This window comes from Bradyrhizobium sp. 153, assembly GCF_023073835.1.
GTDB lineage: Bacteria > Pseudomonadota > Alphaproteobacteria > Rhizobiales > Xanthobacteraceae > Bradyrhizobium.
The window spans coordinates 16,321-40,836 of record NZ_JADPKH010000157.1 but is presented as its reverse complement, the minus strand read 5'-3'; the positions used below and the strand labels follow the sequence as shown (position 1 = coordinate 40,836).

The window sequence follows — 24,516 nt, the reverse complement described above, 5'->3', positions numbered from 1 at the left end:
GAGCGCGCCCGCTACGAGGCCGAGCGCGCCCGGCGTCAGTATGACGCCGTCGAGCCCGAGAACCGTCTTGTGGCGCGCTCACTTGAGCGGGCTTGGGAACGAGAGCGCCATTGCGCGATCCAACGCGACACCACTTGTGAGCGCGCATGGTGTTGCCGCAGCTTGAGTGCACGCTCAGGCAGCAGATTGGGAAACCTGCCTTGATCGCTCCTGCCGGATGTTCTTCGACGTGAGTTGCGCGCGGAGTTCCGTCGCGCTTTAGCGTACCGCTGACGCACGAATTCCTGATCTCCCAGAGGATTGGCAATTCAATCCGCAACTGGAACGAAACGGGCTAGGGGATCAAAAAAGCTCCGCGCCACCATAATTTGCGCTCAGCATAGGTAAGGAGGCGCTCGCAAAAAATGGTGGTTCAGACAATTCGGCTTTGAGACCTTGTCAGGTTTATGTCGCAAATGCGAAGGCCGATCGACAGACCAGCTAATGATTGGCAAGAAAAAAGGGCCACTTGAATGACAAGCGGCCCAAGTCTAGGGAGGAAACGCCCAAGGAGGACGGCGGTCGCGCGAGGCGCTACCGCACTGCAACAATACACGACCGCACTGCACACGCAAGGGACTTTTTCGCGGAGTTCGCGTTGTTTTGCGGGGGGTGGGTTGATCGCGGCGAAATCAGGTTGCGAGGTCAGGCCGATTTTGCCAGGGGCTCGGCTATGCTCTGTTGGCCTTGCTTGCTGCGGCAGCTCCGGCGAACTGGAACCACAGCGACCGGACTGACGCTCAGTGGGAGCTTCCCAGAAAACGTTTGGGATACCAAACGCCAGTTCTGATCCAAGCTTTCTGCCGGCAAAAGAAACCGGAAGGCATAGCTCTCATCACTTTCGATCCAGGCGGGTGGTCGCCTCGTCGAGGGCGGCATGTCGCGACACGAACTCCGGTGCACTCTCGAGTGAGCCGGGCGAGCACGTGCGTTGTGGGGCGAAGTGCCGCAATCACTTCGCTCCACGCTAGGGGGCGGACTGAAGATCAGATCGCATGCATCAAGCTCGTCGAAGGTCAGACGTACGCGCAGGACAATCGGAGCTGCACGCATCGTTGTCTCAGAGGCAGTATTGCCGTTGCAAACAACGCCGACTAAGCCTTTCTGGACAAAGAAACCCTCACTACAGCGTTTCTGTTCTAGGAACGGAACGGGGTGCCATGGGGCGGCCACTCTAGCGGTCTTCCGGCCGGGGACCGTCAAGCCACTACTTCCCGTAATTGAACAGTGTGGCAACATCATCTTGAACTCCTCTAGAACATCGAATTCGAGTCTGTCGAGTGATAAGGGTTTCTGGTCAAGATCATTTCGCCACACTCCGGCCCGCTCAGCTAGTCACTGTCCATGGTCGATCGTTCGAGTGGCTGGACATTCGCACCGACACAGTCGCCCAGTTACGCGATCCGGTGACGCTCGAACGAGCGTGGGTGCCACTGGCCACGATCACCGTTCCGGTGCGGCCAGAATGGGCGCGGACGCATCCCGCAGTCAGTGAGGCCAATCGCCCCCTTTCTATTTTTTTCCATCGCTTCCGTCGTCGGAAGCAACCAGCTGATACGATCGCGCTTCAGGATCGTGGGTGACATGGCTGGTACATCCAGACCCGGTTCGAGAATGGCGCGACGAGCTCGTCCGCCCGCTGTATAGGAGCTCTGCGGACCATTAAGCAGAGGCCACGCTTTCCATGGCGTGAAATGTCCCTCGATCACCTGCAGGATGGCACTGAACGTAAGCTCGGCGACTGTAATCGCGAGGGTACATCTGCGGGATCAAAACTGTGCTGGCTGTTGATGATGAAATAGCCCTTTGGCACCGACCATCTCGGATGCCGAGCACGAGCATGACCGAGGCGCTCGCGAGGCGAATGCCGACGACGATCGTCGGAAGCGCCGCCGGAAGGATCACCGCGGACAGTTGCTGCGGTGGCGCGCGCATCGTCCGCGCCGGATCCGGAGCGGCTCGACCTGCTTCACCGCCGCGATCGTGTTGAGCAGGAGCGACCGGGCGCAGCTATATATATATATATATCACATCGTGATCTTGAGAGCTCGCGAACGTCCAGAAACAGGATGAAGATCAGGCAGTACCGCGAGCGATGCGGTGTTCTGGCAGATCTCGGTGAACTGCTTCAGGAGATTTCGGAGCTGGGCGCACCATCCGACGCCGAGGCCAAGCGGGACGATCAAGGCGACCGACATCAGAAATCCGCTCAAGGCACGCAGTACGCTCGCCGAGACGTCGTCGTACAATTCTTCTGTTTGCGGAGCTGCCATCCGCCCGCCGGTCACCTACGAGAACGGCGGCAGGAAAACCGGATCGGTCAAGCCGAAGTTCGGAGCCGCCTCCCTCACCGACAACGGCACGAGGAACAGGATGGAGGGATGCCCGAATACGGTGAGCCCGCGTATGACAGAACCGACCCTGTGCAAACGTGGCTCGTTCCGTCAGGACTACGCGGGTAGCACTTTTCGTGATCACTATGGTTCGACTCGCCCCGTGAACGTATTCTCGCGCTCCCTTCAAGCGATCGCGTCATCCATACGTCGCGCGCGGCGCGCGCCTTGCTTTGCTCCGCGAGCGAGCAGTTTGTGCGCTCGCCTACTAACAGCGGCTTCGCAGCCATCGAATCGGACCAATTCGCATCGCTGAAATGCCAGCCCTGTTTTCGAGAGCAACAAGAGAGTGCCGCGATCGAGCACATCTGGCGATCCCTCGATCAGCAGCCGCGCACCCGTTCGGACGCCTCGATGAGCACGCAACTGCGCCACCGCATTCTCCGGCATACTGGCTGCGATGTGCTGGAAAGTAGTCCGCCTGAATCCAACTCGCCAATTATGGATCAACCGCAGTCGCCTACAGCTAACAGGTCTCAGTAATCTGGACCGCGAAGTAGCTGCGGCGCTGATAGAAACGCCATGCCCCGAGGTGCCACGGCTTTTCCTCGCACAGGAAGGATGCAGCTTTTCGTTGCCACCGCCGTGGTTTGCGCAGATTTTCCCCGCGGCTCTGCACATCTCCGGAAACGAAAAGGCTTGGCGCTCGGCACAGGACCGAGAAGTGTGAGCAACCAGTCGAGTGGATTGCAAAATCGTCTGCGCACGCCTATCGATGAAAAATATTGCTGATCGATTTGCGAAAACTTTGCCTGGGCCCGTGGATAGCCAAGCCGAAACGTCAGCCTTTGACGCCTGGAAGAATGGAGCGCGAGAGCTTGCCGAGCGGCAGGAGCTGATCACGAATGCCAGTCGGGATGAGCTCAGGAAAGCGCTGATCGAGCTCGACATGTTGTTTAGGAATGCTCCGGGAAGCGTGCACAAGGCCTATCGGAATCTCACGGAAAAGCGAATCGAGGAGGCACGAGAGAGCTTCGCCTCCTCAATAGGAGACGGCCATCTCTCGTGGTCGTTGTCCGATGAGACGCCTGAGCTGGCGGCGTCAAGGATGGGCGGCCTCATCCGGGAAATCGACAGGGTGCTTGCTGAGCGGCGTTCGCAGTGGCCGATTGCGCCGAGTGAGTGGCACCTCGAGCAGCTTGGATGCTGGTTCATTCCGCGGCAAGGCGTGAGCGCACTGCGCCCAGCTCGAAGGCTTCAGGCCTACTCGAAGCGGGGTTTACTCTTCCATCGAATATTGCCTGCTGTGATACAGGGCTACCCTGTCCAGGTCGTGGATACTCGCACGTTGCATACGACGGCTTCGGACGCGCGCAAATGGAAGATGGGTGCTTGCCTGTTCAAGGCCCTAGAGCTCAAGCCAGAGTTTTGCTCCATAGCAGGCGATAAGCGTTTCAGGGTCGCCAGCGTTGAAGCGCCGTCAGCAGACGGCGCAATTTCTGAGCAGATTGCTCAGGCCCTGAAGGAGAACTGCATCGCAGTTGTGTGGCCCGAGCTAACTGTCTCGCCGGAACTGCGTGCGAAGATCGTCGAGCTCATTCGAGACCGGGATGTTACGGACGAGCTCGAAGCGCCCGAAATTCTGATCCCAGGGACTTGGCATGAGAAAACCGACCACGGGATTGTCAACCGGGCCCGGATCTACGACGGCTACGGAGAGGAGCGCTTGAGCTACGACAAGATCGCGCCTTACGCCGACGATGGTTGGGGCATGGAAAATATCACGGCTGGCGACCGGGTATGTGTCCTTGCTACAGAAGGCGCATTGATCGGCGTCGCCATTTGCCTGGATTTTTGTGACGTGTGCCACACGCCTTTTAGTGAGCTCGACGTCGACGTCATGCTCGTCCCGTCAATGGGTAACGACCGCACAATGCAGGGCCACCAGACCACCGCGGCGCAAGTTGAGGTGAGGTTCGGTACCCGCAGCTTCGTGGTGCAGCATCCGACCCAGACGACGTTCATAGATCACCGAATAGGCACCATATTACCCCTGCTCAAAGAGCCCGCCGCGGTTTCGGCCAAGGAACTCGGCCAGAACACCGTTTGGGCCGCCTACAAATGGGGCTCTTGACAACTAGATTCCGGGACTAACAATCAGAGTAAAGCGTTGTAAAGCGATATTAACCGTTGTGATGTAGGGCTAGCCCATGTCGGATCTGGCACTGGAAAAGGTAGAGGCGGGCGAAGCGACGGCGAGCGAAGCCAGGCACGTCATTTCCGAGCTCCTCAAAGAGGGATCTGAAAAAAGCCTGGAGCGCCTCTACGCCACTCTGGGAGCGTGGGTTTGGAACACCCTGGAGAGCCGGCGGCGTGACCAAGAGCTACGAGAATGGTTCGATATTCTGCGACGGATAAGCGCAACGCTTGGCGCGCGGAATACTGCCTATGCGGAGCGCTTCAGAGCATTCTACGACCTTCTACATATGTCGATAAACACGTCCAAGCTCGCACGTCCAAGCAAGGTCCTGCATCGTCAGCACGTAGTGCCAATACTTCGATTGCTCCGCGACACGCCGTCCCGACAGATGGAGAAGGCGGCGATCGCCAAGAGACTACATCTGCGAGATGCCAATCTCAGCAGGATTCTTCGTTTGATGACTAATGCGCGGCTCGTCGAACGAACAACCCAAGGCAAATTTGCCCTTTTCGCCGTGACCCGTGGCGGCCTGCTCGAGCTGGAAAGGCGCGAAAAGCGCGAAACGAAGAACCGCGACCGGTTACCCGCGCAGGTGAGAGAGACATTCGCGCGAGTCGGAGCCGCTCATCCTCAGCACGTTGTAGCAGACGCGGATGTTCTTCGGGATTTCTTCAAATTGGCGATACACGGCTCGGTGCACACTCATGATTCCGCGGGGCTACGGAACGCGAGTGCTGTAGGCATTCGTCGCGCGATTGAAGATTATTTGCTCCATCTTCACGGACCAACACCTTCAGCTCCCGGATATTTGAAGGCTCCAACAAAAAATTCATATCGAGGGTTTTCAGTCAGGGTTGTGCAGGCAAAAAAGGCCGAGGCTCATGGCTTCTACACGATAGAGGCGGTGAGCAATCCGAAACCTGCCTCATTCCCCGTGGGGATACTGCATCCATACGGCGAGGAGAGCGAACATGTCGACTGAAGATGATCTTGGTGCTTTGAGCCCAGATGAGCCGCAAAGCGACCCCGATGCCGTCATGCTATACGGAAGCGCCCTCGTCGACCGGCTCACCTACATATCATCAACCTTCAGTTCGCTGGTCATGAGTGTAGGCAGAGCTGCGCGTGATAATCGCCATGTCCTCGTTCCATTCGTCGAGGTGAAGTTCGAGGGCCCCACCGGCCAGGACGACCCTGTTTCGAAGAGCTTCTTCTCGGAGCTCGTGCCCCTCGAAAATATAGCGTTCGTTCTCGAGGACATATCGAACGATCTCACGACTGTTTGCCAACACTTCAGCGCCGTGGCTGCCGGCCCAGTGAAACCTGACTTCAAGCGACTTGGTGAAACGCAAAGGCTCTTGAACGAAGCCAAGGGCAACCTGGAAAAGTGCCTGGCCGATTTGGAAAAAATCGGCTGAGAGCCCTTTGAGTCTTAAAGTACCGATCAGATCGAAGGCTACCGCCAGCGAGGAGATTTACCGCACGTTTGATCCGGTGGCATTGCTGGCACAGATGCGGGACGCTCAAAATGAGCTGGGCAAGCGCGTCGATCAGCGGGCTCGAAAGCCAGCGATGACTATCGCGCCGGTGCGCAAAGCGTCGTGGCGCCCTTGCCCGAGAGCTCGGCGATGGCTGGAAAGTTGGTAAGCAGCGGGGCATTCATCGGGCAGCTAAGTGCCATCGATGCTCGACCCCTACAACCCATCATCGAGGAATGGCTCGCCGCGGCTCCGTACTTGTCTGCGGTCGGGCCGGCCTTTGAGATTTGCGATAAATACAATGCGGGTACGCGCGGTGTGACAAGGCATCAGCGCACTGCTCGTGAACGGCTAGACCATAGCACGCGCAGCGGAGATCACATGATTTGTAAATGGAGCCTGCTCGGCAAGACCAGATGTGCGAACCTGCGCCGTCAACCCTAAGCAGTGACGCGCATGAACTTTTCATAGCATCTTCGCCTGGCTGGGGGTTTTTGGATGCGTCGCCTTGACCGCAGCCATAGCGGCCACCAATCATTCGCCGAGGGCTAAAATAGCTTCTTAACGAACGGCGAAGAAGAGGTTCAATTCAGCACCTGATGCGGTAACCTACTGGCTTGCAGGCAGCCAATTGCCTGATCTCGAGCCAATCGTCGCTGCGGATCAGTCGCGCGGTGGCTCGCCTTTTCGCGCACATGTCGTCAATCCATGTTGGTTTCCTGTGAGCTCGCCACCCCAATCACTGCTGCCGGATTAACACAGTGGGAGCCCTTCTGAGGCCACATCGTCGGAGAGCGTCTGGCCGATTTGCTTGAGGACCTCAATGGACGTCTCTCCTCGTGACGCAGCTTTGAGGATTCTCGAAGCTACGTGCGTCCGGGTGCCAGTCTCATCAGCCGGGAGTTCTCTGCCAACTTCATTCAGCACTGCACGCAAGAGAGCGGCTCGTTTCGGAGGCGAACATGAGGAGTACCAACAATTTGGATGCGTGTGCCTTATACGAATCCATTCGAGCTTCAGTGGGGCATCGTCGTGAACGTCGGAAACAACAGACCAAGGCGTACGCATCAGCTACTCAGCCTCATTGCGCGCAGGAGAGCGTTGATGACGCTCAATTCAGATCACTTCCTTCTATGGCGATAGACCAGATCAGCGGCCACACTAGGCAGCCTTCGTCTGCAGCTTTGGCTTGGAGCGCGCCACGCTGCGAGGACCAGCGATACTGAGGTGTACATCGCCATCGATAGAACGCCTCTCGACTCCATCTCGGTCACTGGATTTTCCGATGGCGCAGCGCTGGGTCGCGCGGTTATCCCAGATTACAACGTCGCCTGGTTTCCAGCTCCATCTTACGCTATTCTCGGGCGAGGCGAGGTAAGATTGAAGGCGGTCAAACAGCTTCTGGCTCGCATATCTTTCCAGGCCGACGAAGTTCCTCACGGACTCTCCGAGCACGAGCAAGCGCTCGCCCGTCTCGGGATGGACGCGAACAACCGGACGCGCATCCTCGCAGATGGTTCCGGTGAAGACATCACCAAATTGCTTTGCATCCATCTCGGCGGAGTGTCTGGTCAAGGTGAAATCATAGGTGCTGCAGTGCGCTGCCCAGAGATTGTCGGCCAGCATCCGCAGCGGCTCCGGAAGATCAAGATACGCGGCCGCAGTGCTTGACCAAACTGTGTCACGGTCATCAGGCGGGATCACGACGCCGCGCAGCACCGAGATCTTCGGACATTCGTCACCGAAACTGACGTCCGTGTGCATCTGGCCCGCATGACCGCTGCGACGATCCGGCTTCATATCTATAGGCGTTACCAGCGAACCAAGCCTGAGGGCAAAGCGATGCTGTTCGAAATCATCGAGATGTCCCTGATCACGGAAGAAGATGACCTTGTGCTCAAGGAGTAACTGGCTAATAGCCCGGACCATCTCGTCTGATAATTCATCTGATAGTCTGACGTTCTTGATCTCGGCACCGAGCCGGGCCGTGGATTTGACGATATCCGCTCGCGGGATAATGTTATCTGTCATGTTGCTCATGCTCATTCTCTCGCTATCGTGATGCGCGAACAAAGCTGCGTGACGACTCGGTCGAGGGACCGACAACAGAAGCCACCCAAGTCGGCCTGGTGATGCACCCTACTCGGTCGCAATGTGTTGCAGCACTCGCCACAAAAGGCTGCAATGCATCTTGGGCTGCAGACCACGACCATCGTGTGACCCGCTCTGTCGCGCACAGCTCCGACTCTTGCATCGCCTCTGACCAGAGGACGAGTCGACGGGCAGCGGTGCCGGGATCGACGTGCAACATGATCGATACCTCGCTCTTACATCGCAATCATACGGTCAACAGATGTCCAGTCCATGAAACGAAACCAGCATTCTTTTCGCCGATGAGAAATGTTCGCTCTGTCCGGGAGCTAAGCTTAAAGATATTTTTGGGAAGGCAACTCTTCACACGTCCGCAACAGGTACATTCGAGCTTATGAGGACGAAGCGGATACTCGCGGTCTCATCAATCAGCGCGACTACGCAGCGCCTTTCTACCACAAGTTAATCATATTTCCATATGCAATTTGCAAGTTAGAAATACGTTTGTTCCGTCGTATTGAATTTAGTAAATTTGCGCGACGGTTTCATCCGCCTGTCACATACGGAGCAGGCGCGCAGTCCCGAAGCGAGAGATCAATCTTATCCGCGATATCAATTCCCGCTGCGGTTTAACAACGGGCTATATCACTCCTTTTGCGGGATTCCGTTTCAGGAGGATGCTTCAACGTGAACTGGGACTTGTGTCAATAGCTTGGATATCAACATCGCTGCCAATCTAGAGGATTGAATTAAGTCGCGACTTGACGTGCATCGCTCGCACAAATGTCCGATACGTTGAGCGCCGTGACAAGCCTCTTCTCGGAAAGCCGAGACGGCCCGCACCGCCAGCCGCGGACCACCTCGGCGGAGGACCCGTGCACGCAACGCACACCAAGGCGTGCTAATTCGTCTCGGCTTCCATTGACGTTCTATTTCGGAATTGATTGTATCTCACAAAATGCCTTTTACGTTCGCCAATGCGCGCCACGACGTGCCAGCTCCACTTCACCACCCTATTTGGTCGCGGAGCCAGGAATGGAAACATCGCGACTTCACAGCTCGACTCGACCTTTAGAAACGAGATGACCGTTATCGCGACGCGAGTCATTTCGGGTGAGCGGCTTCAGGCCAATCTGTGAATTCCATCTCGAATTGACGAGAACTGACGGGTTTGGTCGTGAATTTTACGGTTCTTCCTGAGAGAGCCGCCAACGATCCGGATGCGAACTTAAACACCATCTTGCCGGAAGCTGCGATGCCAACAGCCCTGTTGTCCTCCGTGACAGAGGAACCGGTCCCCTCCAACACCTGACCAACCGCAATTCCGTGGAGCGCACGGTAAATGTCGATAGAAGCCAAGTACCTTCCTTTCTCACTGTCCCACTGGCTGACCGACAGTCCCGTAATTCCCGCGTCCTTCAACAGACCATCGGCGACGCGGCAGGTGTATTGAAGGCTGACAATGGTGCGCCCATTCCGATCGCCTGTCGGCTCTCGATCGGTGCCGTCTATGATGCAACCGTAGCGCCGCGTTGAGTCCGCGAGCGCAATCTCATTCAACCCAAGCAGTCCGCAAACAACATAAAGTATCATACAAGAGAGAGCTGCTTCATTGCCTATGCTCCGCGGATATCCCGCCGTCGTGTTGTACAACCTGACCCTACGGCCGATTCAAGCTCCTCGATTGTTGTTCGGATGGGTGCGCCTCACAGTGACATCGGCATGTTTCCGATTCGAGGCGACCCGGTAGGAAAGCGACTACTCGGTGGAATGAAGCTCAATGCTGCTGGAGAGTACCTCGATCAATTCGACCATAGGGATGAACGACGGCTCAGAGAGCAAGATCGGCCGCCAGCATGTGAAGACGGCGATGCGGCGGATTGGGATAGACGCTCTATCGCCATCCGCGCGCCACCAGACCCGAGCCCGGCCACAAGATCCATCCATATCTGCTGCGCGTCATGGAGATTACGCGACCGAACCAAGTCCGGCGATGGAAATCACCTACATTCTGATGGCGATTGGCTTCGCCGATCTCGCTGTGGTGTTGGACTGCGCAGCACGTCGCGGTCTGTTGTGGCGACTGTCGATCACCATGAACTTCTGCGTCGAACGCTGGCGTATTCCTTGGCTCGTCCCGGCAAGCCGGACATCTTCAACACGGCTCAGGCTCTCAGTTCACTGGACAGGCTTTTACCGGCGTGATCGCCGACAACGGTATTGCGATCAGCATGGACGGAACGGCGCATGGTGAGACAACGTGTTTGGAACGGCTCTGGAGCAACGTCAAACACGAGGAGATGTGCCCGCTATGACAGCGTCAGCCGGGCGCGCAGCCCGATCTGCCTATATCTCAACTTCCATAACAGTAGGCGTCCCCATTCCAATTATGGCGGCAGCACGCCGGATCAAGCCTACTTTACCCGCTGCCATTCCGTATGGCAGCCTAACGCCCCAGCAGCGGTCCCATCTATCGATGCGGAAACAACCGGGACCAGCTCTATTTCACTGGAGGGACATTCCAACGGGGACACTCTGCCCATGCTGCAATTCCCCGATCTGTATAGGTCAGCAACCTGCTCGGTCATGAAAGTCGCCGCGAAAGAGGAAGTGCGCGAATAGCGCGATCAACGTCACGTGATCCGCCAACCAGGTCTGCGGTCAACCGAATCAATGCACGGCAGGAACATCGTTCGCCTCACAGAGTCCCTTGCGGTTCTCTCCTCCCGGAGACCCGTCAGCCTTTCGAGGAGCAATGGGCAATTAAGGATTTCCAGGTGTCGCGCAAAGCCGAAGAGCTTCGGCTGGAGCGAGAGCAACTCGCCAGAGACAGGCAGCAGGTTGGAATGACATTTCGAAGCCGCCTAGCCGATTGGGCGACCAATGCGCGAACCGCCGCTGATCTCTTCAAGCCCGCGCCTGTACATGATCGCCAGATTCCCACCTTTCGGGCAAGTCGATCCATATATCAGCAGGACCATGCAAAAGTGAATCTTGATCCGGTACAAAGATATTGTCAGGCACTCTGAGGCCGCGACCAAGGGCGACTCCACTGATTATGAAGGGAAGCTCGATCTGCTTCTGATCTTCAAAGCTGTCCGCGCCAACAATGCGAAGAGATTCCAATTCAAACCGTCGGAATGTGATCAGCGGTCTTGCCGAGTCTATCAGGTCTTGGGCGCAAGATACTCCCCGCGCGGCCTCTTTTCTCAAGTGGTCCAGCGCCAGGAAGAGGGACGAAAGCTCGTCCAGCTCGGAACGATTGAAGTGTCGCAAACGTGACGAAATAGGCACTCCATTCTTGTATCGTACTGTCGGCACAAATCGTATCTCGCAATCAAGAAGCAGATCTGCCACCGCTCGCTTTACGAGAAGAGCCTGTCCAATATCCTTCAAGCCGAAATAACTGCGAGATGGTCGAGCGAAACAGATCCATCGGATGCATCCGGTGATACCTTCCATGAGGAGCCCATGAGGCCCGTTCGCACGCAGCGGATAATCCCCTTGAGACACAAACGTTCGATATCCTGGCGGGAACATCTCCGCGTTCGTCGTCGAAATCACAGCAGAAGCGCCCGCTCCTAGCGCAAGCGCAATGTCATCATCCAAATTGAACTCGTATTCAGGACCCGGGCTGAGCTGGATCTTGTTCGGATAGACCGTGACAATGGCCACATCGTTCTCGACTGCGGCCCTTCTGATCAATTCCGCGTGCCCCTGATGCAATGCACCCAGAGTATGTACTGTGCCGATCGTTCGACCTCGTCTTGCCATGTCCGCAATGAAGGCCTTGCCAGCTGAAAGAGACGCTAAATGCATATTTCCTGCTCCGCTCTTGTTGATTCACAGCAGCTGGGCTGCTCGATCAGACAGGAAGCGTGCTGAGAGCGACCCCTCACACTGGCCGCGCAAGAGCGCCTGGGAGCGCCGCCACAGCGGGGCGCATCGTGCTCTTCCATCTTCCTTCTGGGATGACAGCTGGTCTAGATCGCCATGCGCATTTCGGCTTAAATCAGCTCGATCCCTCTCGACCGCGTCTCATTAGCGATGAGAAGTCAGCCAGATACTCTGAAGGTTTGTATTTCTGATCTTCCACCCCCTCCAAAGCGGCCTGGAGCCCAGGACACCTGTCGGCAAAGAACGGCGGTTCAAAAGTCGTTATCTCTGCATCCGAAAAAGCAGTCTTTACAAAGCTTGCTTGGAACGGCGTAACTCCACTCAAGTTGGCCTTGCGGAGGGACGATTGGTTCATTCGAACATATGCGGTACGGGCGGCCTCCAGGTTGCTGCCGGTCATTCCTGCTGCAATATATGACTGAACAAGGTTTGCTCCTTCGAAATTGGCGCGATTCAAGGCCATAGATTGCGGAGGATCACCTGTAATCATTGATCGATAGAGATACGCCTGTGAAAAATCTGCATCATCGAGATCGCAGTCGCGTATAAACGCACAGCGCGCACGAAAGCCGCCCAATCGGGCGTAGCGCATCGTGCTCTCGGTGATCGAAATGGTTTCTCCTGATGCGCGAGATAGATCAGCCCCATCGAGCTGGCAAGAGCGTACAGACACTCCGTTAAGCACCGCGCCGACGAGGTTGGCGCTGGCTAGATTCACAGACAGAAGTCGCGCCTCAGATAGGTCTGCCTCCTCAAGCTCTGCCTTTGCAAGATTTGAGAGGCTGAAATCCGAAAAGGGGGCGGCCAGCGCTTTGGCCAGGATGCGACCGCTCGCCTTTGAAAGCCTGAAATAGGGAAGATGAGCGTTCTCTAGAACAAGACCATCGACCGAAGTGGGGCGCAGGATCGATAGACACTCTCCCCTTGACTGCAGAAGGGAGCTGCCGGTGAGATGCGCCTTGGTCATTGTAACCTGGCTCAAATTGGCAAAATGGAAGGACGACCGAGGCAGGTAGCATTCATTGATGGTCGATCCTTGCAGTTCGGCGCCATCAAAGACAGCCTGGCTTGCGTCACACTGATAAAAGAGGACACCACTTAGGACTGCATTGTCGAAACGCGTTCTCCTCATGCTGCATCCGTGGAACAGGCTACCTGTTGCATCGATGAGATTGCGCAAACTTGCATCGTCGAAACTGCAGACCTGAGCGGCAATTGCATGCATATACGCAAAATCGAGCTTGGCTCCGCGGAAACTTGCTCGCTCTAATCCTGGGCAGATAAGGTTGGCCTCGGACAGATCGGCTCCATCCAGCTTCGCTCCGTGAAGTTGCGCACGATTGAGAATGCATCGCCGCAATGGAAATCCGGATAGATCGTGACCGTTAAAGTTCTCGCAGGATAGCTGCAGGCCGATGCCGGTCTTCTTGATCGCTTCCTCGGTTCGCTTTCCCACCGCAGCCAACGCGGACGCGCGATCACTGTTTCGGCTCCAGTAGCGGACAAAGTCACCATCTGCCGAGGATTGGTTTATCGTCGTTGGACGGATTCCCAGCTCCTCATGCACGTTGAATTGGCTATTGGTATCGGTGGCTTGCGTCACTGTCGACGTCTTCCATTCTCGATGACGAGCGCACTTTCTCAGCCTCCTGTGCGGGCGTTATTTTGCATCGCCTGCGTGTTTCAGGTAGCCTCGATATGCGCCCCATACGCTCGTTGGATTTCTTTCTGCGACACAGGCATCATCACTCATCAGGGTGTAAATTTCCTGGCCGGCCCTTTGGAATTGGGCCATCACGAGCCGACACGCACATAAGCCTAAGCAAGTTGTGGCAGACGGAGTTGATCTCCCCACGACTTCCCCATTCGGATACTTATCAGTGTGGCGACAGCAGACCGAAGAAGCCGCAACTTTGGGTACCTCCACAATTTCATGCAGTCGTTATTCTAGCAGTCGGCCTTTACGACGCACTTCAATAGCAATGTCTGTGCCAGCCCTCACCTATCCTGAATTGACGTTGAATGCGTGTCCAGAAACGGCGCGGCGGACGCCGCCAGAATTTCGTAACTGACAGCACTCGCGTCTCTGTCACAAACCGGACAATGGTTCGCAACGCTCGAGACGGCAAGTCCCGCTTGTTCTCTATGCCTTCGACCGCAAAGCCAATGTCGCTCTCTATGACGATCGAGTAATAGTTGCCTTCGATGCACGTACGCGCATTCTCCAGATGTCGGACCATTGAGCCACAAATCGCCGCCCGCCTTCCGTTCCTCAGTTTTCATCCCGGCGACGCAGTTCCGTCCCGGAAGTTCGCCGACAAAGTCGCGCGAGGTACTGAAGGGTGGAGTTGGGACTAGCGGTCCACATGAAGGGGCGTGAAATCGCAAGCGCGGAGAAAGCTGCCGCTTGTTTTTACGACGTCGGCCGTGCCGGATGGGCGCGTTAGTTGATGAGCGTGAAGAAGCGTTCGACCTGATCGAGGCAGGAGGCATGGGTGGTGTGAAGTGAACGTGCCAGCGCGGACATCGGGCGAGCCAGGTCCTGACCTTGGATGCTTCAGTGGAGTGCTGCCCAGATGGGGCCAAGTTGGCCGGCACATTCGTTTCGATGTGCCTTAGAAAGGCCCGCAACTCCTGGTGACTACGCGGTTCAGCATCTTCTTCCGAACCAAACGGCTTGCCTCGGTATGAAGGCGGAGCGCACACTGAGTAAGTAGCCTCGCATTCCTAAGATTATCACGCCAATAACCGTGATTCACGTCATCAAGTAACGGCTCTGAGAGCACGCCTGCTCGCCAGCAGATGGAACCGCAGGACGAGGAGCCCCGCGTAGATGGTTGTCCCGATTGACAAGCCAATCCAGATACCGATTGCACCAAGCCCGATCTTCAAACCAAGCACGTAGCCAAGTGAGAAGCCGATCAGCCAATAGGCAATGCCGACGAACAGAAGCGGCACCCGGGTGTCCTTCAGTCCGCGCAGACCGCCCGCCGCAATGCTCTGCGCTGCATCAGTGACAAAAAGGCTCGCTGCGACGATAAGGAGCTCTGCAGTCAGTCCGATCGTTGCGTCGGCATCTCCGGCCGATTTGTCCAGAAACAGCTCGGCGATCTCAAAACGCGCGACGATCACCGCAACCGTCAGCAGGGCAGCGATGAGGGTACCGAGCAGTATCGCGGCCAGGCCGGCCCGCTGGATGCCGGAACCGTCGCTGCGGCCGACCGCATGGCCAACGCGCACGGCCACCGCCATGCTGATGCCGAAAGCGATCATGGATGTAATCACGGTGATCTGAAGCGCGATCTGATGAGCAGCGAGTGCACTGGTGCTGATTAGGCCGGCCAGGAGCGCGGCAGCCGACAAAACTCCGTACTGCATCAAGGAGGCGATTGAAATCGGAGTTCCGATCACGATCAGCTGCCGCAAGAAGGGCCAATCGAGTTGCCAGAGATCTGCAAGCACGTGGTAGTCACGGAAAGGACGACGCATCGTGGCAAACCAGAAACCGGCCAGGAACATCGCACAGTTCACCAACGTGCTCGCAAGCGCGGCCCCGAACAGCTCAAGCCGCGGCAGCCCGAGCTTCCCATAGACCAGCAGATACACTAGCAGGGCGTTGAGGGGGATAGCCGCCAGTGTGATCCACAAGATCGGCTCCGGCCGATTGACCGCACTCATGAAATTACGGATGACCTGAAGCCATAGCGCCGGCACCACGCCCAAGGCCAGTCCGAACAGATATTGCTGGGCGAGCCGCGCCGCGTCTGGCGCCTGACCGAAAGCGAGCAATATTTGCTCCCCGCCAAACGCAAACGCGATGATCGGAAACGATAGCATCAGCGCCGCCCACAGCCCCGTGCGCAGTGCGCGCTGTACCATAGCATGATTCTCGGCGCCATAGGCCTGCGCCGCCAAAGGTGCGATCGGCGCGAGCAGGCCCGCGCCAAAGGTGAAGCTGACGAGATAGAGCGTGACGGCCAGGGCGGCCGCGGCGAGTGCCTCAGGCCCGATGTGCCCGATAAAGGCAAGATCTGTCGTCATCATCGCGACCTGCGCAAGCTGGGTCAACACCATCGGCCACGCGAGCTTCACAATTTCGCTGAGCTCGACAGTGAGGTGTTGGCCAGCCGCTCGTCTCGTCATTGCGTATCGCAAAGCTGATCCTGGTTTTCTTTCGACTATTTTGTTCATGGATTGCTGCTCGATCTGCCCCGTCCGCAAACGAGTTGTTCCGCCGAGTGGGATGCTCTTTCCCGCCCTGAATTCGTGATGGCCTACCGATGCCGAAACAGGCGGCCCGCCTGGGCAGCTGCGCCTCACAGTGGAGGCGCGCGTCGGCTTAGACCTGCCGTTGGGCTTAGGGTCTGACGGCTGCTCGCCCGCTGATGAGCAACTTGATCAGTGCCTCCGCAATCGCATCGACTTTTTGGCGCGTGTTAAGCGCAAAGAAGACGCAGCAGGTGGCTGGCACGCCGAACGGTCGGTCATCGGCATCGGGCGATCGGTGTCGGCGCGAACCGCGATATTGGTTTGGTCGATCACGGTGACGGAACCGTGCGCGGCATAGGTGAACTGAGAGGCCTTCATCTTGTGAGCCATCACTGCAATTCCTCGAGCATGCGACGCTGAATGACAGCTCCTTTTCAAGGCTCGTGCCAACTACGAGAGCTTGACTTGTAAAGGCTATTTGCTCAAGCGCACGTGTCCTGGGCCCGACAGCATAGTCGCAAATCCCACAGTCGCATCATGGACGAGCCCAAAGCGCTTAGATGCTCGGCAACTTGCACCGCAGGAATCCCAACAGGCGGATGCGGATGTGACAACCTCCCGCTCACCAACGCACGAATAGACTGACTACAACAGCATATGGGAAGACATTGAGGACGAGCTAGGAAGGTCGCGCTTTTCCCCACCCCTCTTTGGCATCTGCAATCCGATGCATGCGGTACTCGTTCACGCCAGTAATTTCTGAGAGGCCCTTCTTGCCGAAGAAGGGGATGAGGTACTTCCGCGCCCGGCGCTCGTGACCTTTGGGGGCGCTGGCGATCGCACTCGCCAACAAGCTTGCCCGCATCGCCTGTGCCGCCTAAAGGACGCGCCTTCGAGCCTTCAATCGCCAAAGGCCTTGGCCCGATCGTCGAAATGGCGTTCATCACAGAGCATTGAAACGAGCCCATCTATGCCGGCGTCTTCTTAGACGCGGCTGAATGAACGATTGGCCACCCCGCCGCGCGCAAGGCTTGGGACTGCTGCGAGCAAGCGTTGCGTATAGTCGGTGCGCGGATTGAGGAATATCTCGTCCCTGGTGCCGGTCTCGACGACGCGCCCTTGGCGCATGACCATGACGCGGTCGCTGAGCTGGCGGATTACACCGAGATCATGCGAAATGAAGATGTAGCTCATGTTGAGATGCGCCTTGAGATCGGTCAGCAGGTCCAGCACTTGCGCCTGAATCAAGACATCGAGAGCCGAGACCGGTTCATCACAGACGATCACAGCGGGCCTTGGAGCGATCGCACGGGCGATCGCAACGCGCTGGCGCTGACCGCCCGAGAGTCCGAGCGGCCGGCGATCCAGCAGGGCTGGGGATAGTCCGACCAGATCAAGAAGCTCGACAACGCGCTCATAGCGCTCGTCTCTGCTCTCCACGTCACTTGCGAGGCTATCGGAAATGATGTGTCCCACAGACCAGCGCGGATCAAAGGAGCTGAGAGGATCCTGGTAAATGACCGAGATGGCCCGGCGCCGCGCCCTGCGGTCGCGTTCGGTGAGCGTGGTCCAGGCCCGACCTTGAAACAGAACGGCGCCTTCATCGGGTGGGTCAAGCGCCAGCGCCAATCGTGCCATCGTTGACTTGCCAGATCCGGACTCCCCGACGACGCCCAGAGTCTCGCCGGATCGCAGCTCAAAGGAGATACCATCGACGGCCGTGCGCAGCACGCCATCTGGTCCTTTGAATCGCTTCACAAGATGTGCCGCGCTGAGCACGACCGAAGGGAATGTCGATGGTGATTGCTCCTGAGACCGTAACGGCGGCTTCCACGCCCGAGCAGCGGGCAATCGCGAGGGGCGAGAGCCGCGCAGGCGCGCAGAGGGCACCGCATCCAGAAGCTGGCGGGTATAGGTGTGCTGAGGGTCTTGGAAGACCTGGTCTGCCGGTCCGCGCTCGACGACCTCGCCTTCATGCATGACCAAGACCTCGTCAGCTATCCGGGAGACAACCGCCAGATCATGGCTGATCAGGAGAAGCGCCTTGCCCCGCAACTTGGCCTCTTCCAGCAATCCCAGCACCTGCGCCTGCACGGTGACGTCGAGAGCCGTGGTCGGCTCGTCCGCGATCAGGATGCGTGGATCGAGGGCCAGAGCGGCAGCGATGAGCGCGCGTTGGCGCTGGCCACCGGATAGTTGATGCGGCAGCTGCCGGGCTTTGACCGCTGCTTCAGGCACCCCGACGAGCTCAAGGAGTGCGACGACGCGCCGTTCGAGCTCCTCGCTTGATGCAACCGCACGGTGGAGACGCAGTGCTTCGCCAATCTCCTTGCCCACCGGACGTAGCGGGTCGAGCGCGACGAGTGCATCCTGCAGAACGAAGCCGATCTCCTTGCCGCGGACGCGCCGCCAGCTGCGATCATCGAGAGCTGTGAGATCGGTGCCGGCGAAGGTCAGTTGACGCGCATGGACATGAGCCCGGCGGCCGGCAAGACCGACAATGGCGCGCGAAGTCACACTCTTGCCGGAGCCGGACCCTCCGACAATGGCCAGGCAGCGCCCAGCCTGGAGAGAGAATGAGACGCCGCGCACGGCTGTTCCCTCAGGAAGATCCCGCCCGAATGAGACACAGAGTGAATCGACTGTCAGAAGGTTCGCCTGCGGGGGCACTTGTCGATTAGGAACGTGGAGCATTACTTAGATCTTTCCTTCCAGCCGATCCTGCAAATAGCGTCCGACGACAGTCAGGCCGAGAGCAAACGACACCACGGCAATGCCCGGCATGATCTCAAGCCACCATGCGAAGATCACATAGTTTCGCCCAGCATTTAGCAGCGCGCCCCATTCAGGCGCCGGGGGAGCGACGCCGAGACCGAGAAACGCAACACCCGCCGCCCAGACGATCGCTTGCCCAACGCCAAGCGTCATCATCGCCGTGAGCGGGCTCATTGCGTTCGGAATGATATGCCGCCATAGGATACGTGGATAAGGATGGCCGAGGGCCTTGGCAGCCTCCACATAAGGCGCCCCTTTTACAGACAGAACCTGTCCTCTGATCATCCGAGCATAGCCCGGAGCTGTGCCAACTCCGACCGCTATAACGAGGGTCAGCACCGATGGACCGAACAAGCTCACGAACAGAAGCGCGAGGAACAGCGTGGGAAGTGCGAACAGCACGTCCAAAAGCCGGCTGAGAACATTGTCGAGCGCGCCACCCAAAAGGCCGGCAATGATGCCAAAAACCAGCCCAACGCCGATGCTCAGCGCAGTTGCGCCAAGCCCGATGGTGAGTGACTGGCCTGCTCCTTCGACAATTCGGGAGTAAATATCCCGGCCTGATTGGTCCGTTCCGAACCAGTGCGCGAATGAGGGAGCTTGCAATGGTGCCGTCAAATCGATCGCGCGCGGATCGTGCGTCTGCAGCAGACTCGGCGCGATTGCCGCGACAATAAAGAAACCGATAACGATCAGAGCTACGTGAACCCGAAGAGGAATACGACGGAGGATCGCCGACGCCTCTATCAGCTGCGAACACGCGCTCCAGTCACCTACCGTGCTCATGTCATCTTGATCCTGGGATCGACGATTCGGTAGGTGAGATCGACGAGCATATTGGTGACGGCGAACAGGCCGGCGGAGATCAGAATAGCCCCCGAGACGACTGGAACGTCTCGAGAGGACGTCGCAGCGACAAGGACTCCACCAAGGCCTTGACGCGCAAATACCGCCTCAATCAGAATCGCACCGGAAAGAAGCTTTCCGATCGCCCAGCCTGATAAAGTGATGCCGGGCAACGCTGCATGACGCAGGACATGGCGAAACCTGACGCCGAGCTCACCCATACCTCGTGCCCGCGCCGAGATGACAAATGGCTGCTCGAGGACACGCGTGAATTCGCTGCGAACGACTTGCCCCAAAAATCCCGACAATTCCAAAGCCAACGCAATCGTTGGAAGGACGAGCCCGATCAGGGAATTCCCCCCGATGACCGGGACAAAGCGAAGCTGCACCGCAAACACAACGAGGAGGATCGTAGCCAGCCAGTAGGGTGGCACAGTCGCCAGGAACACCTGTATTCCGCTGAGCAAGGTTGACCACATGTTGTCTTGGCCGGCGACGAGGACGGTCGTCAGAACCGCGATGACCCATGCCGCAATCAGCGCCGCAACTGCCAGAATGATGGTTGGCCCAATCTGTTCTGCGATGATGTCAAGGACCGGCCGATGCTGCTGGTAGGACAAGCCAAGGTCCCCATGCAGGATGCTCCATATGTATTTGCCGTATTGCAGAACGAGTGGCTGATCAAAGCCGTACTTTGCGTTGACCGCGGCGAGCTCTGCTGGAGAGGCCTCTCCAACGTTGCCACTCGCCATGTTGATGATGATCTGGGCGCGGTCGCCGGGCATCAGGCACTGAACAAGGAACGTGAAAGTCGCAGCAAGCCACACCACAGTCGCAGCGGACACGAACCTGTCCGCAAGCCAGCCTATCCGAACATGAGCTGCGCTATTCACACGCATCACTTCACGTCGACGAAATGAGCGTCATAAAAGACGGGTTCACCGACCGACCCGCGGTCCAGCGAGACATCCTTCAGATTTGCGCTGGTCGCCAATGTGACATCAAGCACCGTGAAGCCTAGGACGGCCGCTTTCTCCACGATATTGCGTTCAGCCTCCTGATAAAGCGCAGTCCGCCCGCCATCGTTGAACTCCTGTTCCGCTGTCTGAATGACATTCCACAGGGCCTCATCCTGGTAGCGCGACGGATTATAGCGGTTCCGCTGAACGTTCCGATCAGGCTTCCATGAAATGCGGAAGATCTCTGCGCCGGGTGCAACCCAATAGAGGAGCACGACCTCGTAGTCGTTCGGACCGAGATTCTTGCCGGCAAAGAAATCCGCCTGGTTCGTCGGCTGAAGGCGCACATCGAATCCGGCAGCCTTTGCCTGCTGCTGGATGACCTGCAATGCTTGCTCGCCATCGGGCTTTAGAAAGGCACTCGAATAGGAGATTCGCAAGACGAGGGGCTTGCCATTCTTGAGGCGAATGCCGTCCTTGTTGTGTTCAGTCCAACCCGCTTGATCGAGGAGCTGATTGGCCTTTCCAACGTCATACCCATAGGACCGCCCGAGCCCGCTGATATATTCCGGCGAACTCTGGCTGAGCGCTCCATTAGCCTCGAATGGCAAAGCGCCGAGGAAGGACAATTCGACGGCGGCTCTTCGGTCAGCAGCGTATGCAAAAGCCTGGCGGACGCGCACATCGTCAAAGGGGGGCCGTGCCGTATACAACGCCAGGCGTAAAGGGGTGCCGCCTGTTATATGCCGCAAGACGGCGAAGCGGGAATTGGCGTCCTTCCAGGCAACTGCCGGAATATCATAGACGGCATCAGATTCGCCCGTCAGCAGTGAGCCATAGCGGACGGTTTGATCCGCAAGGAACCTCCAGTTGATGCCATCAACGTAAGCCGGCCCCTGGTGCTTGGCGTGACTTGGTGCCGAATTGTAATCCGGGTTGCGGCGAAACACGACGTTCTGCCCGTGATTCCATTTCTCCACGATGAACGGGCCTGACCCGACCGGGCTGTTGCAGTTCACGGCAAGTCCGCGCTTGAGCGCAGTTGGTGACAAAATGCCTTGGGAGGACTGCGCGAAAACGTTGAGCAACGGCTGAAATGGCGTCTTCAGCGTTATCTGCAGCGTGAGAGGGGCAATTGCTGTCGCCGATTCGAAGCTGTCTTCGAGGTAAGGAGCGGCAGTCGGATTGCGACGATCCGGATCATTGCCGAGCCATCCGTTGATGTTCTCGGCAACAGCTTGTGCATCGAGAGGCGTCCCGTCGGTAAACTTGACGTTTGGCTTGATCTCAAAGATGTATACCTTCCTGTCGTCGGAGATTGTCCAAGACGTTGCGAGCCAAGGCACAATCTTTCCATCTTCCCTCCGAGCAACCAGATTGTCGCTATACTGCCGCTGAAGATACCACTGCTGCACCCATCCCCCGAACAGGCAGGGCGGCTCTTGAAAATGCCCGTAGCGAATGATGCCTCCTCGTTTCGGTCCGCCGGCTGACGCCTCTTGGGCAGAGCAGCATGCCATGGTCGAGATCTGCAGGAGCGTTGAGACCGCCAACAGGACAGCCGTCGCCTTTTGCTTTCTTCGAGTGTTCGGCTGGATGCCGAGACGCCAAAGGCTCGTGCGTTCGATAACAGACATCTCCAAACTCCGGTGAATGTGGACAAACATTGCGTCACAGAGACGACGGCCTTGCCAACGTCTCGGCAGCAACGTCGTGGTGAGGGATTCCCAGGTGCTCGCGCAGTGTCTCCCCCTGGTATTCCGTGCGAAACAGACCGCGGCTCTGTAGGATCGGCACGACATGATCGACAAACGCCGTCGCGCCGTCTTCCAGCACGTCTGGAATGATGTTGAAGCCGTCGACCGCGCCTGTGCGAAACCATGATTCGATCGAATCGGCGATCTGCTCGGGTGCACCGACGAGCAAGCGATGACCGAACGCTTGAACGCTGCCGATGATCTCGCGAACCGTGCGGCCTTCCCTCGCCAATGCTTCGAACGTGCGGTGATGACCGACCGAGAACGCAACATTGTGAGGATCGGGCAAGAGCTCCTCGGGAATGGGCCGGTCGAGGCTGAGTTTTTCGACCGGCACGTCCATGCTCCGTGCGAGGGCGTCCATCGCGCGCGTCAGATCAAGCAGCGCGTCGATTTCCTTCTTTCGGCGTTGTGCCTCCTCTTCCGTGCCGCCGATGAAGGTGACGAGGCCGGGGAGGATGAGTGGAGTTGCACGGCGGCCAAATTGACGCGAGAGCGCGCGCAGGCGCTCGGACTCCCCGATTGCCGTTTTCAAGTCCCCGGCTGCGGTAAAAACGACATCGGCGCTGCGCGCCGCAAGGCGCACGCCAGGATCCGAGCCTCCAGCCTGGACGATGATGGGATAGCCCTGGCGCGAGCCGGGATGGGTGAGCGGGCCTCGGATTGCGAACGCATTGTTGCTGGGATCGAGCAGCCGGAAATGATCGGTATTGGCGTAAACTCCAGATGCCTGATCAGCGACAATGGTCCCATCCCCCCAGCTCAGCCAAAGAGCACGGACGGTTTCAACGAACTCCTCGGCGCGCTTGTAGCGCTCTTCGCGTCCGATCTGGCGACCACCAAAGTTTGCTACCGTCGCTGGGCTGGATGTCGTAACCGCATTCCAGGCCGCTCGGCCGCCACTAATGACATCGAGCGACTGGAAGCGGCGCGCCAGATTGTATGGTTCATTGTAGGTCGTCGACGCCGTTGCGATCAGCCCGATGCGCGTTGTCTCGCGCGCGATTACGGAAAGCACAAGCGTAGGCTCAAGCCCATTGAGTGGCGGCTGCCGAGTGATGTCGAATGGCACCGCGGGGGTATCCGCTAGAAACACCGCATCCAACAGGCCACGCTCGGCAATCTTCGCAGCACGAACGTAATGCCCGATGTCGAAGAAGGCGCTTGGGTTGGTGCCCGGCCAACGCCACGCTGCGGAGTGACCGCCCGCGCCGTGAAGATTGAGGCCAAGATGAAGCGTGCGGATGACGGAAGACATAGGCACTCCCAAATGCGGCGACCTCGAAGCTGCCGGCAACGCCTTCAATGACAAATTGATGTTGGTCACGCTGTTCGGCTACTGACCTCGCCCCCTGGCGGAGGCTTGGCCAGAGTGCGCCCGAAAGGGCCGCGAGCGACCACGCTTCGAGACAGCAACCTCATAGGCAAGACTTGGGCATTGCGCTGGCCAATACTCGGCCGCTTGGCACGGCGGACGGCATCAGGTGAAGCCAGAATGATCCTGATTGTGGTGTTGATCTGGCTCCGCAGCGGCGCGCTCCGTTCGGGTTTCCACTCAAGGGCTCGCAGCAACAGTCTGCGGGACGCACATGCGCGAGAGACGATGACGAATTGCGTGCGCAAGGCCGTGCTTCCCAATTGCATCGCAGATTGCATCAAACAGTGTCCTTGGATGCCGCAGCCAACGAAAGCGTAGCTCGTTATAGGACACGTGTAGCTGTGACGAGCATCTGAACGCAATAGTTGAGTATTTCAATCTACTGCCGCCACTTGGTATCCTTTTTCTTAAGACGAGCTCTTGTTCGATTCATTTGAATGCATTGGCCACATGGTCAAGTTGCGCGAACTCCGCTGATGCTGTGACCTTCGTTTTGTCAGACCTTGCTTCGAAGCGTAAGGGCAGGATCGATGCACAAACTTCTGATGGGAGAC

At 57.8% G+C, this 24,516-nt stretch carries 15 protein-coding genes and 1 pseudogene; 4 read left to right on the top strand and 12 right to left on the bottom strand.

The window, feature by feature from the left end:
• Positions 1–2,066: 2,066 nt before the first annotated feature.
• A complete protein-coding gene (locus IVA91_RS36105; RefSeq protein WP_247460765.1) occupies positions 2,067–2,312 on the bottom strand; it encodes a hypothetical protein in 246 nt (81 codons plus the stop codon).
• An 835-nt stretch (positions 2,313–3,147) separates the two neighbouring features.
• On the opposite strand from IVA91_RS36105, the gene IVA91_RS36100 reads away from it, so the two are divergent.
• From IVA91_RS36100 to IVA91_RS36090, 3 genes are all read left to right on the top strand, one after another.
• Entirely contained in the window at positions 3,148–4,506 is a 1,359-nt protein-coding gene (locus IVA91_RS36100; protein ID WP_247460763.1) for a hypothetical protein, read from the top strand.
• 76 nt (positions 4,507–4,582) lie between these two features.
• Positions 4,583–5,554 (top strand): winged helix DNA-binding protein, encoded by a 972-nt coding sequence (locus tag IVA91_RS36095; protein WP_247460761.1) that lies wholly within the window; start codon positions 4,583–4,585, stop codon positions 5,552–5,554.
• Complete coding sequence (locus IVA91_RS36090) at positions 5,544–5,990, top strand: hypothetical protein (protein WP_247301049.1); 447 nt, start codon at positions 5,544–5,546, stop codon at positions 5,988–5,990. Before IVA91_RS36095 ends, IVA91_RS36090 begins: the two co-directional genes overlap by 11 nt.
• 1,221 nt (positions 5,991–7,211) lie before the next feature.
• On the opposite strand, the gene IVA91_RS36085 is transcribed toward IVA91_RS36090, so the two are convergent.
• Both IVA91_RS36085 and IVA91_RS36080 read right to left on the bottom strand, forming a co-directional pair.
• Positions 7,212–8,096 (bottom strand): TauD/TfdA family dioxygenase, encoded by an 885-nt coding sequence (locus IVA91_RS36085; protein WP_247460759.1) that lies wholly within the window; start codon positions 8,094–8,096, stop codon positions 7,212–7,214.
• Between the two features lie 1,149 nt (positions 8,097–9,245).
• Positions 9,246–9,701 (bottom strand): hypothetical protein, encoded by a 456-nt coding sequence (locus tag IVA91_RS36080; RefSeq protein ID WP_247460758.1) that lies wholly within the window; start codon positions 9,699–9,701, stop codon positions 9,246–9,248.
• 280 nt (positions 9,702–9,981) lie between these two features.
• Here IVA91_RS36080 and IVA91_RS36075 point away from each other — a divergent pair.
• Positions 9,982–10,591, top strand: a pseudogene (locus tag IVA91_RS36075) (DDE-type integrase/transposase/recombinase); the annotation flags it as partial.
• 457 nt (positions 10,592–11,048) lie between these two features.
• Here IVA91_RS36075 and IVA91_RS36070 read toward each other — a convergent pair.
• The 9 genes from IVA91_RS36070 to IVA91_RS36030 form a co-directional block, all read right to left on the bottom strand.
• Positions 11,049–11,960: a pantoate--beta-alanine ligase gene (locus IVA91_RS36070; protein ID WP_247460756.1), complete on the bottom strand. Its 912-nt coding sequence runs from the start codon at positions 11,958–11,960 to the stop codon at positions 11,049–11,051.
• Positions 11,961–12,153: 193 nt separating this feature from the next.
• Positions 12,154–13,641, bottom strand: a complete 1,488-nt coding sequence (locus IVA91_RS36065; RefSeq protein WP_247460754.1) for a pentapeptide repeat-containing protein — start codon at positions 13,639–13,641, stop codon at positions 12,154–12,156.
• Between the two features lie 1,160 nt (positions 13,642–14,801).
• The gene (locus IVA91_RS36060) at positions 14,802–16,181 is read right to left on the bottom strand and encodes an MATE family efflux transporter (protein ID WP_247460753.1); all 1,380 of its coding nucleotides are present in this window, start codon (positions 16,179–16,181) and stop codon (positions 14,802–14,804) included.
• A 255-nt stretch (positions 16,182–16,436) separates the two neighbouring features.
• Complete coding sequence (locus tag IVA91_RS36055) at positions 16,437–16,637, bottom strand: hypothetical protein (protein WP_247460750.1); 201 nt, start codon at positions 16,635–16,637, stop codon at positions 16,437–16,439.
• Positions 16,638–17,231: 594 nt separating this feature from the next.
• Positions 17,232–18,839, bottom strand: a complete 1,608-nt coding sequence (locus IVA91_RS36050) for an ABC transporter ATP-binding protein (protein ID WP_247460748.1) — start codon at positions 18,837–18,839, stop codon at positions 17,232–17,234.
• 105 nt (positions 18,840–18,944) lie between these two features.
• Complete coding sequence (locus IVA91_RS36045) at positions 18,945–19,808, bottom strand: ABC transporter permease (RefSeq protein WP_247460747.1); 864 nt, start codon at positions 19,806–19,808, stop codon at positions 18,945–18,947.
• A complete protein-coding gene (locus IVA91_RS36040; RefSeq protein WP_247460745.1) occupies positions 19,805–20,713 on the bottom strand; it encodes an ABC transporter permease in 909 nt (302 codons plus the stop codon). The genes IVA91_RS36045 and IVA91_RS36040 overlap by 4 nt, the downstream gene beginning before the upstream one ends.
• A gap of 53 nt (positions 20,714–20,766) precedes the next feature.
• Positions 20,767–22,464, bottom strand: coding sequence for an ABC transporter substrate-binding protein (locus IVA91_RS36035; RefSeq protein ID WP_247460743.1), 1,698 nt, complete (start codon positions 22,462–22,464; stop codon positions 20,767–20,769).
• Between the two features lie 34 nt (positions 22,465–22,498).
• Positions 22,499–23,842 carry an NtaA/DmoA family FMN-dependent monooxygenase gene (locus IVA91_RS36030; RefSeq protein ID WP_247460742.1) on the bottom strand — a complete coding sequence of 448 codons (1,344 nt, stop codon included), beginning with the start codon at positions 23,840–23,842 and terminating at the stop codon, positions 22,499–22,501.
• Positions 23,843–24,516 lie beyond the last annotated feature (674 nt).

Bases quoted from the DNA above. Each gene is read 5' to 3' on its own strand.
- IVA91_RS36105 (WP_247460765.1), bottom strand. From the start codon at position 2,312: ATGGCAGCTCCGCAAACAGAAGAATTGTACGACGACGTCTCGGCGAGC.
- IVA91_RS36100 (WP_247460763.1), top strand. From the start codon at position 3,148: ATGAAAAATATTGCTGATCGATTTGCGAAAACTTTGCCTGGGCCCGTG.
- IVA91_RS36095 (WP_247460761.1), top strand. From the start codon at position 4,583: ATGTCGGATCTGGCACTGGAAAAGGTAGAGGCGGGCGAAGCGACGGCG.
- IVA91_RS36090 (WP_247301049.1), top strand. From the start codon at position 5,544: ATGTCGACTGAAGATGATCTTGGTGCTTTGAGCCCAGATGAGCCGCAA.
- IVA91_RS36085 (WP_247460759.1), bottom strand. From the start codon at position 8,096: ATGAGCATGAGCAACATGACAGATAACATTATCCCGCGAGCGGATATC.
- IVA91_RS36070 (WP_247460756.1), bottom strand. From the start codon at position 11,960: ATGCATTTAGCGTCTCTTTCAGCTGGCAAGGCCTTCATTGCGGACATG.
- IVA91_RS36060 (WP_247460753.1), bottom strand. From the start codon at position 16,181: ATGACGAGACGAGCGGCTGGCCAACACCTCACTGTCGAGCTCAGCGAA.
- IVA91_RS36055 (WP_247460750.1), bottom strand. From the start codon at position 16,637: ATGGCTCACAAGATGAAGGCCTCTCAGTTCACCTATGCCGCGCACGGT.
- IVA91_RS36045 (WP_247460747.1), bottom strand. From the start codon at position 19,808: ATGAGCACGGTAGGTGACTGGAGCGCGTGTTCGCAGCTGATAGAGGCG.
- IVA91_RS36035 (WP_247460743.1), bottom strand. From the start codon at position 22,464: ATGTCTGTTATCGAACGCACGAGCCTTTGGCGTCTCGGCATCCAGCCG.
- IVA91_RS36030 (WP_247460742.1), bottom strand. From the start codon at position 23,842: ATGTCTTCCGTCATCCGCACGCTTCATCTTGGCCTCAATCTTCACGGC.